The following is a 13,208-nucleotide window of genomic DNA, read 5'->3' as shown; positions in this document are numbered from 1 at the left end:
AGCCAGCGGGCCAGCGTAACAGTGCTCATTGACTGACCCGCGTCTGCTGTATTTACTTATCCTTCTCGGACTTGCTCAAAGCGGCCTGGGCGGCGGCCAGGCGAGCCACTGGTACGCGGAAAGGCGAGCAGCTCACGTAATCGAGCCCAACCTCGTGGAAGAACTCGATGCTGCTCGGATCGCCTCCGTGCTCGCCGCAGATCCCCAGCTCGATCTGTGGATTCGCAGCGCGTCCCTTCTCAGCCGCCATGCGTACCAGCTGACCCACGCCGTCGCGGTCGATCGTCTGGAAGGGGTTCACTGGCAGAATCTTCACCTTTTCGGGCAGGCCCGGGGCATCCAGACCGTCGACGTACTTCATCAGGAACTTGCCTTCAGCATCGTCGCGGCTGAAGCCAAAGGTTGTCTGCGTCAGATCGTTGGTACCGAAGCTGAAGAAGTCGGCCACTGTTGCAATCTGATCAGCGGTCAGTGCAGCGCGTGGCAGCTCGATCATCGTGCCAAACTTATACTCGACCGCAGAACCGGCCTCTGCCGTGATCTCCTTGGCCACAGCCTCAAGCTGGCGGCGTACCTCGCGCAGCTCGTTCACGTGTCCGACCAGCGGGATCATGATCTTCACCTGTGGCTTCTTCCCTGTCTTTTGCGCCACCTCCAGCGCGGCCTCCAGGATCGCCCGTGTCTGCATAATGGTAATCTCCGGGAAGAGCAAGCCCAGGCGGCAGCCACGCAGGCCGAGCATCGGGTTCATCTCGCGCATCGCGGCCACAGCATCGAGTAGGGCCTTCTTCTCCTTGAGCGCCTCTGGATCGGTGCCAGTGGCCTCCAGGCGAGTCACCTCGACCAGCAGCTCCTCGTAGTTCGGCAGGAACTCATGGAGCGGTGGATCGATCAGGCGGATCACCACCGGATAACACTCCCCGGTGCGCGGATTGACCATTGTCTCAAAGATCCCGATGAAGTCGCTGCGCTGGAAAGGCAGCAGTTGGTCGAGAGCGGCCTGGCGCTCCTCGGCGGTCTTCGCCAGGATCATCTTCTGCACGATGGGCAGACGCTCCTGCTCCATGAACATATGCTCGGTGCGGCAGAGGCCGATGCCCTCGGCGCCGAACGTGACTGCGCGCTGAGCATCGCGCGGGTAGTCTGCGTTGGCCCATACACCCAGCTTGCGGATGCGATCTGCCCAACTCAGCAGCTTCTGCAGCTCTGTCTCCTTCTCGAAGTCTGGTTCCACCGTTGGGATCACGCCTGCAAAGACCTCGCCGGTGTCCCCATCGATAGAGATCTCGTCACCCTCGCGGATCACCACATCGCTGCCGACCACGCGGAAAAGCTTCTCTTCCTCGTAGACGCGAATGCCCTCGCAGCCGGCCACGCACGGGAGGCCAAGGCCGCGGGCCACCACCGCGGCGTGGCTGGTAGCGCCGCCGCGGGCCGTCAAGATACCCTTAGAAACGAGCATCCCGTGGACATCATCGGGGCTGGTTTCTGGGCGGACCAGGACCACGGGCACGCCGGCCTTCCCCAGCTCCTCAGCGCGATCCGCATCGAAGACCGCCTTACCCGCGGCGGCACCGGGCGAAGCATTCAAGCCGCGGGCCAGGAAACGCCCCTCCTTATGAGCGCGCGCCTTCGCCTCCTCATCAAAGCGTGGCAGCAACAGCTGATAGATCTGTGTTGGATCGGAGCGGCGGATGGCCTCCTCCTCGCTGATCAGCCCCTCCTCGACCATGTCGACAGCGATCTTGACGGCGGCCCTGGCCGAGCGCTTGCCCGAGCGCGTCTGCAGCATATAGAGCCGGCCACGCTCCACCGTAAACTCCATATCCTGCATATCGCGATAGTGTCGCTCCAGACGGCGGGCGATCTCCTGGAACTGCTCGTAGACCTGGGGCAGCTCCTCCTTCAGGCGGCTGATCTTCGAGGGAGTGCGGATGCCAGCCACCACATCCTCACCCTGTGCGTTGAGCAGATACTCACCGTACAGCTCCTTCTCGCCGGTGCTGGGGTTGCGCGTAAAGGCCACGCCAGTCCCGCTGTCATTGCCCATATTGCCAAAGACCATGCTCTGCACGTTGACAGCGGTACCCAGATTGTGAGGGATCTTGTTAAAGTTGCGGTAGTCGATGGCGCGCTTGTTATTCCAGGAGGCGAAGACCGCCTCGATAGCGCGTTTGAGCTGCTCGTAGACGTCGGTAGGGAAGGGTTGACCGGACTGGCGCTCAGCGATCTGCTTAAACTCGGCTACCAGCTCCTTGAGAGCCGAAGCCGGTAGCTCAGCGTCGCTGCTGGCTCCGGTACGCTCCTTGTACTCATCAAGCTTCTGCTCAAACTCGCGGGGATCAGCGTCGAGCACAATCTTACTGAACATCTGGATGAAGCGCCGATAGGCATCGTAGGCGAAGCGCTCATCGCCGGTCTGCTCTACCAGCCCCTGGACCGTCTCATCGTTGAGGCCCAGGTTCAGCACCGTGTCCATCATGCCCGGCATGGAGAACTTCGCGCCCGAGCGCACAGAGACGAGCAAGGGATTGTGGCGATCGCCAAAAGTCTTCCCGGTCTGCTGCTCGACGATGCGCAGAGCGGCCAGAGCCTGCTCCCACATACCCGGCGGGAACTGCTTGCCTGCCTCGTAGTAGGCATTACAGGCTTCAGTCGTGATGGTAAAGCCTGGAGGAACCGGCAAGCCAGCCTTCGTCATCTCGGCGACGCCTGCCCCCTTGCCGCCGAGCAAATCGCGCATGCTGGCGCTGCCTTCGGTGAACAAATAGACCCACTTGCGCGGCGATTGCTTGACCACCTCTTCAAAGGGCGTTCCCTGGGGCTGCCCTCCTGTGATTGCTTGCGTCACGAAATACTCCTCCCAGTTGATAGAATACTCAGGATCTATAGAAGCCGATTCACGACGCCAGGGGAATCCTCCTCATAGAGGATGGGTAGGACGTAGCGCTGCAAGCAACCGGGTCGGCGCTGACCCGCGCCGCTGGATTGCGCTGGAGAAGGTGCGTGCTCAGTCGGTCGATCAATCAGACGCTGGTAAAGATCCTTCCCCTGGCCCAGCGCAAGACACGGCGGGCACGCTGTACATGGTCGTTGGCCTCGGAGGCGCTAATGACCTCATCGGCCTCCTCGGGGGGCGTATCAGCGTAAAAGATTTCGGGATGGAAAGGAGTGAGAGCCTCCATATCGTGCAAGATCTCAGCCGGTGCGCCGACACGCTCGCCCAAGGCTCGCAGATCATGGTTATAGGGGGAACGACGTCCGAAAAGGAGCAGGCTCACCGCCTGGGCGGCCTTCTCGGCCACCTGATTACAGTAATCGACGCAGGCGAAATGCCGACCGAGGTTCAGCTCCAAGCCTGCCGTGGCCATGTCCTGGGCGGCCTCGGCAAACAGGGCCAGCGCCCCCTGCAAGTCACCTTCTCCAGGCTGAGTGGTCTCTGTCTCCTCCTCGTCCTCTGCCTCCGCTCCATCTCTTTCGCTCGTACGCCCCGTTTCTCCGCCAGCTGGCGTTGAGCTGCCCTCTTCCCTGGGGGAGGAGGGAGGAGCCTGCTCCGGCTGCTGCGAGCTGACGCCTTCCAGCAGCAGCCGCTCCAGATCCTCCTCGGACTCATGTGGTTGAGGGGCGTCACCCGCTGTGTGGCGCTCTGACATCTGAGTAAGCTCTCCCCAGTGCCCGCCCAAGGGCCAGCTACAGCTACAGCCAGCTAGCTAGTGCCCTGGGCGGCTATTCTCTTGGCTCAAACGACCTGTCCCCTGCCCGTAACGTACCAGGCTTTCCGCTTATTGATACCTCTGTGTGTTTCTCCTCTATATTAGTCCTGTCAGCGCGTGGTGTCAATGCAGGTTCTCCGATCATTGACAGAGGGCAGCGAGGGTGACCTCTGCTGACCTCTGCAGGGCCACCACCGCTGGATGGATGGGTAGATCTGAGGAAACTGCCTGAAAAAGCTGACCTGTTGGCTCGTGAGAGGGAGAGGGAGGGAGCAAGGCAGTGGCCTCCTGGAGAGCGCTGAGGCAAGGGTATTGGCCTTGTGAGCGGAGAGCATCTCCTCAGTACCCACTGGCATGTTCTATTCACCGGGCGTTCCTGCTATACTAGGTATGCATATGCATGCTTTTAGCAAGGTCGGTGAAGATGGCGAGGGTGCAGGTAACTGCTGGCTGGTAACGCCAGTAACGCTGGTGCCGCCGCTGTCGCAGAGGCCCGGAGAGAAAGAGTACATGTCAGCATGACAGAGAGAACGCCTGCGCATTCGCAGAGAGCCGGCTCTGAATCTTTTGCTGATTCCGAGAGTGCCCTGGCCTTAAGCAGGCTCTATGAGCGGTTCAGTCGGCCAATTCACTCCTATATTTATCATCTGCTGGGGAACCGTGAGGACGCCGATGATATGACGCAGGAGGTCTTTATCCGTGCCTGCCTGGCCTGGGATCATCTGCGTGACCGAGAGAATCTCGGCGCCTGGCTCTATCGTATTGCAACCAATCTCTGCGTAGATCTCTTGCGCAGGCGGAAGCGTATTGCCTGGTGGCCTCTCTCCCTGAGTAGTCATCAGGGCGAACACGATGAAGGCTCGATCTCTGAGGAGTTTGCTCTGTTGCTGGCTGATAGCGGAGGCATTCCCGAAATCGTGGAGCGTGAACATATCCGTGCCGCGCTGGCGGCGATGCCCCTGGATTACGCTATCGTGCTCCTGCTAAGCGCCGTTCAGGGCCTGCCCTATCAGGAGATTGCTACCATCATCGGAATCTCCCCCAACGCTGCCGCAACACGCATATCTCGGGCGAAGAAGATGTTTATCGAACGTTATATACGAATCGAGCGAGAACATCTGAAGGGGGAGGAGCGCCGGCGATGAGTGAGGCGATGCATGAACCTGGTTTGCCGCCACTGCCATCGGCTCGTGAGCGCGGGCTGCAGGTCTGCGAAACCATCCAGCTCTACCTGGCCATTCTCGATGACTTGAGCTTTGAGCAGGCGCAGACGGTGCTGGAGCATGTCTACGATTGTCCTTCCTGTCTGCGGACCTATCGTCTCTTGAGCCAGGTTACTCAGCTGCTGCATAAGCTCGAGCAGACAGGTCCCTCGGCACGTGTGGACCGGGCTGTCTATCAGGCCATCGCGGCCCGCTGGGGGCCACCGGTCACTACCACTCGGGAGGTGAAGGCAGGAGAGTTCCGCGAGCAGGCCGACGTGTCTCGCTCCCAGCCGCGCTTGACGGCTCTACCTTCTCCAGTCCGCCGCTCTGGCGTTCGCCGTCGCTTCTTTCTCTTGCCAGCGGTGGCGGCCCTGGTTCTGCTTGTCCTCGGGGCCTCCGTAGGGCTGAGCACTGTCTGGCATCCCTCGCAGGCGTTCGCCTTGCCAGCTGGACTCTCCTGGAGTGGCTATGTGCTCTACCATCGTCAGACCAGGATAAGTGATGAAGGGCTGCCTTATCGCGTCGAAACCTATCACAACCTGGGAACCGGCGAGCTGCATGTGGAGGCCACTATGCCAGGTCACCTGGATGTGGTGCTGATCAGCGATGGGAAAACAGTGCTTGGACTGGACATGATGCATCACGTGATGCAGTGGAATCCTGCCCAGTGGAATGTCCAGGACACAGCCTTTGATCTTGGGCTGTTGCGTCGCGATCTTCAGCAGGGTAGTGCCCACTATCTTGGGCGAAGCCGCTTTCAAGGGCAAACAGTCTACCGGATCTGGTTGCCCAGCAACTACATTTTACTGCTGGATCAGCGCTACCGTCCGGTTAATCTCCTGTATGCTGATGGTGCTCAACAGGGTCAGCCGGTGTACGACAGTCTGCGTCTGCTGGCGGAAGACCAGGTCTCTGAACGCCTCTGGGACATGCGCCCACCCGCGGACTTTCTGCCGGGCCGGCTTCCCGCCGAGCCGTAGCAGCGCGCTGATTCGCGCTTGCTTGCATTGGTTTGGAAGTGGAGGCTACAATGGGAGGACGAAGGAGCAGCAGGGCCTGGCGAAGGGCAGCTGTTCCGGCAATGAAGCAATCTGAGAGGCTGCACTGGCAGCAGGAGCACCCATCATGACAACAGAACCAGTGCCTGTGATTGTTGGCGCGGCGCGCACCCCGACGGGGAAATTCTTAGGGACGCTTGCGAGCTTTACGGCCCCGCAGCTGGGGGCTATTGCGATCAAGGAGGCGGTGCGCCGTTCTGGCATTGCCATCGAAACCATCGATGAAGTGATTATGGGTAATGTAGTCTCGGCGGGCCTGGGGCAGGCTCCAGCGCGTCAGGCGGCGATCGGGGCAGGCTTGCCCGTCGAGATTCCTGCCTTCACCGTCAACAAAGTTTGTGGGTCGGGCCTCAAGGCGGTGATGCTAGCAGCTCAGGCCATTCGGGCGGGCGACGGGCATGCCTTTGTCGCCGGCGGCATGGAGAGCATGTCGAATGCCCCTTATCTCTTACCGAAGGCGCGCACTGGCTACCGCATGGGCCACGCTGAGCTGGTGGACGGAGTGATTCATGATGGCCTCTGGTGTGCCTTCGAGCATGTGCATATGGGGAACGAGGCAGAAATTATTGCCGAAGCCTTTGGGATCTCTCGCGAGGAGCAGGATCGGTTCTCTCTCGCCAGCCACCAGAAGGCCGCAGCGGCGACAGCCGCTGGCCGCTTTAAGGAAGAGATCGTCCCGATCGAGGTCAAGCAGAAGGGGGCCAGTGTCTTCGTTGAAAGTGATGAACCGATTCGCCCTGATACTTCGCTGGAGGCCCTGGCCAAGCTCAAGCCGGCTTTCCAGGAGCAGGGAACGGTCACGGCAGGTAATGCTCCTGGACTCAGTGATGGGGCCTCGGCGACGGTGGTCGTGGAGCAAACACTTGCTCGTGAGCAGGGGTTGCCGGTGCTCGCCCGTATTATCGGCTATGCCTCGGCTGCCATTACACCCCGCTATATCTTCGCGGCCCCAACACGTGCTGTCAAGCGGCTGCTGGAGCTGACTGGCTTGCAGCTGAGCGACTTCGATTTGATCGAGGTGAACGAGGCTTTTGCCGCTCAGACGCTGGCTAACGGGAAAGAGCTGGGTTGGGACTGGAGCCGGGTCAATGTGAACGGAGGCGCGATTGCCCTCGGCCATCCTATTGGCTCCAGCGGTTCGCGTATCTTGATTACCCTCATCTATGAGCTACGACGCCGTGGTGGCGGGCGGGGCTTAGCGACGCTCTGTTTGGGCGGCGGCGGTGCCGTGGCCCTGGCCGTTGAGGTCTCGTGAACAGCAAGAGCCTGCATTGACTTGCTCTCCGCTCCTCGTCTGTCCTGTCCGCTGCTGAGACCAGGACCGGTGAGGAGCGGGAGTAGCCGGCATCCTTAATTCTGCTTCCGCTCTTCGCTGGATGCGGCAGTCTCTGCCGATCTGTGAGGACTCCCCTTTTTGCTCTCCCCTTTTCATCACCATAATGCTTAATTTCTTATTACACTTTTCCCTTCCCTTTGGAATTTCATTTTCTGATAATTGCGTTGGCTATTCATTTAAAATGATCAATTTAAATAAATCTCAGAGAAGGAGTTACCTCTGTCAAAATGAATCGTTGAAACATATGCACGGGGAAATCAAAAAAGCTGGAAGGTTGTATGATATAAACATGGTTAAACAAGCTACCTCTTTATCAGTGGTTATTCCTGTCTACAATGAGCTAGGTAACCTGTCGCTTTTACATCAAAGATTAAGCGATGTCATGTCCAGTATGAATGTTGAGTATGAGGTCGTTTATGTTGATGATGGTAGTACTGACGGTAGTTTCCCCTTGCTAGAGCAATTGGCGGCGACGGATCTCCATGTGAAGGTGGTGGGGTTAAGCCGCAATTTTGGGCAGACGGCTGCTCTGGCAGCTGGAGTGGCTCACAGCAGTGGCGAGGTGCTGATCCTGCTCGATGCCGATCTGCAGAACGATCCGGCGGATATTCCGCGGTTGCTAGCCAGGCTAGAGGAGGGATATGATCTGGTCAGTGGCTGGCGGAGAAGGCGGTGGGGAGACGGCTGGCTACGTTGTCTGCTCTCGCGTCTGGCTAATCTCCTCGTCTCCAGAATCGCTGGTATTGCCATCCATGATCTCGGTTGCACGCTGAAGGTCTATCGACGTGCGGTCTTTGCCCATGTCCCCCTTTATGGAGAGATGCATCGCTTGCTAGCGGCCTATGCAGCGCTGGCTGGTGCGCGCATTGCTGAGGTCGAGGTGACTCACCATCCGCGTTATGCTGGGCGCTCGCACTATGGCCTGAGTCGGACACTGAAAGTACTTCTCGATCTCTTGATCTTGAAGTTCTATAGGAGCTTTGCTACTCGTCCTCAGCAGCTATTGGGCCTGCCTGGGCTGCTGGCGCTCGCTCTTGGCGTGGCCTTTCTGCCGTTTGCCCTGGTTCTTTCCTTGCTGGCTCGCAGGCCGCGAGTAGGCTCCTGGTCTGGACCCGTGCTCTTGGGTGGGGCTGGCTGTTGCTGCTTCAGTCTCCTCTCGCTCCAGCTCAGTGTGTTGGCGGAGATGCTGATGCGCACCTACCACGAGTCTCAAAACAAACGACCTTATATTGTGCGCTGTTTCGTCTCGGGCGCAGAACGCTGTGAGTGTTGGTAGAATCTAGAATGTCTTGATCACTGAGAATCTCCTCCATCTAATGCTTGTGGAAACGTTGCTTGAGGGAAGAAGTAGGTAGCACGAGATGAAAATATTGGTAATTGCTCCTCAACCCTTTTTTGCCCCCCGTGGAGTGCCGTTCAGTGTTTATGCCCAGCTACGCGCTCTGAGTGAGTTGGGCTATCAAACGGACCTGGTGACCTATCCCCTTGGAGAGCCAGTAGCATTGGCTGGGGTGCGCATCTGGCGCATTCCTGGCCTGCCCTTCATCCGCGAGGTGCCTGTTGGCCCCTCTCCCGCCAAACTACTCTTTGATCTACTGCTCTTTCTTTGGGCCTGCTGGCGGCTGTGTTGTCAGCGCTATGACTGCCTCTGTACGCATGAAGAGGCCGGGGCCTTTGGCGTCGTGCTCGCGGCCCTCTTCCGCTGTCAGCATGTCTATTATATGCATTCTCATCTTGCTCAGCAGGCGGCTTGTCTGGGCCATGAGCATCAGCGCTGGTTGCTCTGGGGGTTGCATCGCCTGCAAGTCTGGATACTCCGCCATGCCAAGGCGGTGGTGGCGATTTGCCCGGCTCTAGAGCGGGAGGCCTGGCAGATGGGTGCTCGCAAGACCTATGTCATAGAGAGCGTGGCCTTGCCAGAGGGGCTGCTGCCAGCCTCCGAAGATGGCGGGGAAGGAGTTGGCCAGCAGCCGGTTGCTGCAGCTGCAACAGCGACTGAGTCGAGTGATCCGGCTGCTCTCACTCTGGTGCAGAGGAGGGCCAGGATTGCCATAGATCGACCTGACCTCGGGTCTGCCTCTCAGGGGGTGGGACCCGTACTACTCTACACTGGCACCCTGGAGCGCTACCAGGGGCTCGAGCTGCTGCTAGAGAGCGCTGTCATGGTACGACAACGCTGCCCTGCCGTCCGTTACCAGATCATTGGTGGACGACCGGATCAGATCGCCGCTTTGCGGGCGCTCTGTTGTCGCCTTGGGGTCGAGGAGTGCGTGGAGTTCCTTGGTCAGCGTCCGCCCTCTGAGATGGCCGCATATATGAAGCAAGCTACCATCCTGGTCAGCCCACGTTGTGCAGGGACAAATATGCCGCTGAAGCTGGCGAGCTACTTGCACTCTGGCAAACCCGTGCTGGCAACCTCGATTGCAGCCCACACTCAAGTCCTTAATCCCGAGGTGGCCCTGCTGGTACCGCCAACGTCACAGGGCCTGGCCGCCGGCACGCTCCTCCTCCTGGAGAATTCGACATATGCACATGCTCTGGCCTGCGCTGCTAAGCGTTTCGCGGCCCGACGCTGGAGCTGGTCCGCCTTTGTAAGGCAGCAACAGCGCCTCTATGCTGACGTAGTCGCTGCAGAGATGAGGAGGTTCCCCAGATGAAGCGCTATTTGCGCGATCTTTTCGCGGAGGCGGCGAAGGAGGAGTTACGGCTACCTCGTTGGTTGCTGCATCTCTACCTGACTCTACTGGAGCCGCCGCTGGGGAAAACGATCCGCCTCGATCTGCTGCGCTCGGTGCTGCGTGGCTATAGCGTGCGAGGAGAGCGCTGGCTGGATGTCGGTTGTGGCATCGGCGATCTGACGCTGCGCTTGGCTGCCTGCGGCGCCAAGGTGGTGGGAATCGAGCGTGATGTAAGGCGCGTAGAACGCGCTGCAGCCGTGGCGACTCGTGCTGGTTTGCATCAGGCGCGCTTTCTGGCGGCTGATGTCTGCCGGCTGACGGAGCTAGAGCTTGGCTCATTCGATGGAGTCTGTTGCCTGGCAGTGCTGGAGCATATTGTTGATGACCTCGCTTTGCTCCGGCAGATCGCCGCTGTGCTGCGCCCTGGGGGCCTCCTAGTGTTACAGGTCCCTTCTGCACGTCGAAGGGTGCTTCCGGCTGCTGAACAGGAGGATGGTCATGTCCGGCCTGGCTATGCTCTCTCTGAAATCTATGCGCTCCTCGAAGCCAGTGGCTTCCGTGTAGTGAGGAACGACTCGCGCGATCCCCTCAATCTGATGTACTGCTGGTCTCTCTGCGCCTGGCTGCTAGCAGGGTTATGCGCCAGCTGTCGGTTGCGCGGTCCCTGCTTCGCTCTGTTAGGCCCGCTCTTTCTTCCCTTGATTCGTCTCTCTTCTCGCTGCAGTCGGCGGATTGGAAGCGAGTTGGCTTTCCTGGCGGTGAGATGCTGACAGTGAGGCGATAAAACATTAAACGATTAATACATGTTCAGTGTGATTGCAAGTAATTTGTCAACTAGATTAAATGTTGTTTTGTCAATTGTTTGCTGCTCATTCTCTAGAGCAAAACTATGTGGTGGAGGTGAACCGATGCGCTGCCTTATAACAGGTGCGGCTGGCTTTATTGGGTCCCATCTAGCTGAACGCCTGCTGGCTGAAGGACATGAGGTCTGTGGTATCGATGCTTTTACCGATTGCTATCCGCGTCAAATCAAGGAGCGGAATATCGAAGGGATCTCAGCCTCCAATCGTTTTGACTTTATCGAGGGCGACCTGCTCCGGCTGCCCCTGGTCGCGCTCCTTGATGGTGTGGACTGGGTGTTTCATCTCGCTGCTCAGGCTGGTGTGCGCCAGGGGTGGGGTAATGAATTTGTACGTTATATTGACGCCAATGTGCTGGCTACCCAGCGCTTGCTGGAGGCTGCCGTCCGCGCAGGGAATGTGCGACGTTTCATCTGTGCATCTTCTTCATCGGTCTACGGCGAGGCAGCCTGCTTGCCAGTGAACGAAGCAGCGCCGTTGCGACCCGTCTCGCCTTATGGGGTGACCAAGGTTGCCACCGAGCAGTTGTGTATGCTCTATCACCGTAACTGTGGCCTGCCGGTGGTCATTCTCCGCTACTTTACTGTCTATGGTCCTCGCCAGCGGCCCGACATGGCCTTCTACCGCTTCTGCTCTGCGCTGATCAACCAGCAGCCAGCTCTTGTTTACGGCGATGGTCTACAGACACGAGATGTGACCTATGTGGATGATGTGGTAGAGGCAAATGTGCTGGCGGCGACTGTCCCGGCGGCGGTGGGCTTGGCCTTTAATATTGCGGGGGGCGCTCAGGTCAGCATTCGTGAGGCCCTTGGTCTACTGGAAGAAATGAGCGGGATGCCGCTGCCAGTGAAGTTCCTCGATGAGCAGCGGGGCGAGGCTCGTAATACCCTCGCTGACATTTCACAAGCCAACCATGTCTTGGGCTTCTCTCCACGAGTAGGGCTACGTGAGGGATTGCAGCGTGAGCTAGACTATGTGATCTCTTACGCTCGCAGCTTGACTTCTCGCCCTTACCTTGGTTGGCCTTATGGCTCGATAAGCCAACTGCTTGGGGAGAGAGGCGATGATAGATAAACCATCTCCTGCCCTAGCCTCGCGTAAAGAGGTGGGGGCTGTGGCGCCTATGTCGCCACCGTCCTCACCTGTGAGGAGGTTGGTGCCTATCAGGCTATGCCCCCTGGAGAAGGGGTCTCTCCTGTCTTCTCCCGCTGAGCACGCTGGCGCTGCCGATTATTCCTCAGCCGCCGCTCCGTCTGCAGGACAGCTCTCCCAGGGCGAGATGGCTGGAAAGAGCGCTTGCTTTGCTGGGGCTGCCCTATGGAGGGGATCTGTTTGGCGGATATTGGGAGTGCAGGTCTTGGGCGTTCTCTCTCTGGCTTCTGCCTGTTTGCTAGCTTGGAGAACTTTCGCAGCCCCTATGGGGTGGGTGGGCCTGGCACGCGGTCAGGTGAGCTGTGCCTGTCTACTTCTGGGAGGGTCGAGTGGGCTGCTCTGCGTGGTCGTCAGCGCGTACCAGTGGCGTGCCTTATTACTTGCTCAGGGTAGGCGCCTCGATCTGGCGGAGCTGATCCGGCTCTATTTGATAGGTCTCGCTTTCAGTCACTGCCTACCGCTGGGGATAGGGAGCGATGCTATCAAGACGCTCTACTCAGGTCGAGTGCTTGGCTCCTATCCACTGGCAGCAGCCACTCTGGCCCTGGCCCGTTTGCTGGGTTTGCTGGCTTTGAGTCTGCTGCTGGGAGGAGTGCTCTGTGTCTGGAGGCAGCTCCTACCTGCCCCTTTGGGGACTGTGGCTGCTACCGCCAGCCTGATGGTCACGCTCGCTCTGGCTTGTCTGTTGGTAATCACCAGGCTGACCAGCAGGCGGCAATGGCCTGCCTGGCTCGCTAAAACGGGCGGTTTGTCTTGCTCTCCATATGGTAAGGGAGTGGCTGCTATGCAAGCTGCTCTGGCAACGCTGGCGGCCAGGCCGTCCTCCTTCTTGTCTTCGCTGGGCTTCAGCCTCTGTTTCTGGATCGTGGCCGCGCTGAACTACTATAGCTACGGTCTGGCTCTCGATATCCATCTGCCGTTGCCTTGTTATCTTGTCGCCATTCCGCTGGTGGCGCTTGCTGCAGCGCTTCCATTGTCTTTATTCAATGGTCTTGGGATACGTGAAGGAACTCTGGTAGCTATCCTGGCTCTTTATCACGTACCCGTGAGCAAAGCTCTGTTCCTGGCGGCCTGCGTAGATGCTCAAGGGGTGCTTCTGGCCTTGGGCGGCTGGCTGGCCTATGTCTTGCAAAGAAGGGAGGGAAAATGAGCAATGGCTCAGCAGCCTGCCAAGCGGCGCCAGTTTAAGCCCGGCGTTGGAGTGCC

General features: G+C 59.0%; 10 protein-coding genes. 8 read left to right on the top strand and 2 right to left on the bottom strand.

The window, feature by feature from the left end; translation table 11 throughout:
• Positions 1 to 52: 52 nt before the first annotated feature.
• Positions 53 to 2,800 carry a pyruvate, phosphate dikinase gene (gene ppdK, locus KTAU_RS05130; protein WP_170293124.1) on the bottom strand — a complete coding sequence of 916 codons (2,748 nt, stop codon included), beginning with the start codon at positions 2,798 to 2,800 and terminating at the stop codon, positions 53 to 55.
• A 226-nt stretch (positions 2,801 to 3,026) separates the two neighbouring features.
• On the bottom strand, positions 3,027 to 3,653 hold the full coding sequence (locus KTAU_RS05125) for a HEPN domain-containing protein (RefSeq protein ID WP_151727323.1): 627 nt from the start codon (positions 3,651 to 3,653) through the stop codon (positions 3,027 to 3,029).
• A gap of 578 nt (positions 3,654 to 4,231) precedes the next feature.
• Here KTAU_RS05125 and KTAU_RS05120 point away from each other — a divergent pair.
• From KTAU_RS05120 to KTAU_RS05085, 8 genes are all read left to right on the top strand, one after another.
• Positions 4,232 to 4,858, top strand: a complete 627-nt coding sequence (locus KTAU_RS05120) for an RNA polymerase sigma factor (protein ID WP_151727322.1) — start codon at positions 4,232 to 4,234, stop codon at positions 4,856 to 4,858.
• Positions 4,855 to 5,898 carry a hypothetical protein gene (locus tag KTAU_RS05115; protein WP_151727321.1) on the top strand — a complete coding sequence of 348 codons (1,044 nt, stop codon included), beginning with the start codon at positions 4,855 to 4,857 and terminating at the stop codon, positions 5,896 to 5,898. Before KTAU_RS05120 ends, KTAU_RS05115 begins: the two co-directional genes overlap by 4 nt.
• A gap of 145 nt (positions 5,899 to 6,043) precedes the next feature.
• On the top strand, positions 6,044 to 7,231 hold the full coding sequence (locus KTAU_RS05110; protein ID WP_151727320.1) for an acetyl-CoA C-acetyltransferase: 1,188 nt from the start codon (positions 6,044 to 6,046) through the stop codon (positions 7,229 to 7,231).
• A 121-nt stretch (positions 7,232 to 7,352) separates the two neighbouring features.
• Entirely contained in the window at positions 7,353 to 8,588 is a 1,236-nt protein-coding gene (locus KTAU_RS05105; RefSeq protein WP_151727319.1) for a glycosyltransferase family 2 protein, read from the top strand.
• A gap of 85 nt (positions 8,589 to 8,673) precedes the next feature.
• Complete coding sequence (locus KTAU_RS05100) at positions 8,674 to 9,969, top strand: glycosyltransferase (RefSeq protein WP_151727318.1); 1,296 nt, start codon at positions 8,674 to 8,676, stop codon at positions 9,967 to 9,969.
• On the top strand, positions 9,966 to 10,760 hold the full coding sequence (locus KTAU_RS05095) for a class I SAM-dependent methyltransferase (RefSeq protein ID WP_151727317.1): 795 nt from the start codon (positions 9,966 to 9,968) through the stop codon (positions 10,758 to 10,760). The genes KTAU_RS05100 and KTAU_RS05095 overlap by 4 nt, the downstream gene beginning before the upstream one ends.
• Positions 10,761 to 10,898: 138 nt before the next feature.
• On the top strand, positions 10,899 to 11,924 hold the full coding sequence (locus KTAU_RS05090) for an NAD-dependent epimerase/dehydratase family protein (protein ID WP_151727316.1): 1,026 nt from the start codon (positions 10,899 to 10,901) through the stop codon (positions 11,922 to 11,924).
• Positions 11,914 to 13,152 carry a lysylphosphatidylglycerol synthase domain-containing protein gene (locus tag KTAU_RS05085; protein ID WP_151727315.1) on the top strand — a complete coding sequence of 413 codons (1,239 nt, stop codon included), beginning with the start codon at positions 11,914 to 11,916 and terminating at the stop codon, positions 13,150 to 13,152. The genes KTAU_RS05090 and KTAU_RS05085 overlap by 11 nt, the downstream gene beginning before the upstream one ends.
• Positions 13,153 to 13,208: the final 56 nt, after the last annotated feature.

Source organism: Thermogemmatispora aurantia (assembly GCF_008974285.1).
GTDB classification, from domain to species: domain Bacteria; phylum Chloroflexota; class Ktedonobacteria; order Ktedonobacterales; family Ktedonobacteraceae; genus Thermogemmatispora; species Thermogemmatispora aurantia.
Note: the sequence above shows the minus strand (reverse complement) of the source record. Positions and strands in the feature narration are given on the sequence as shown.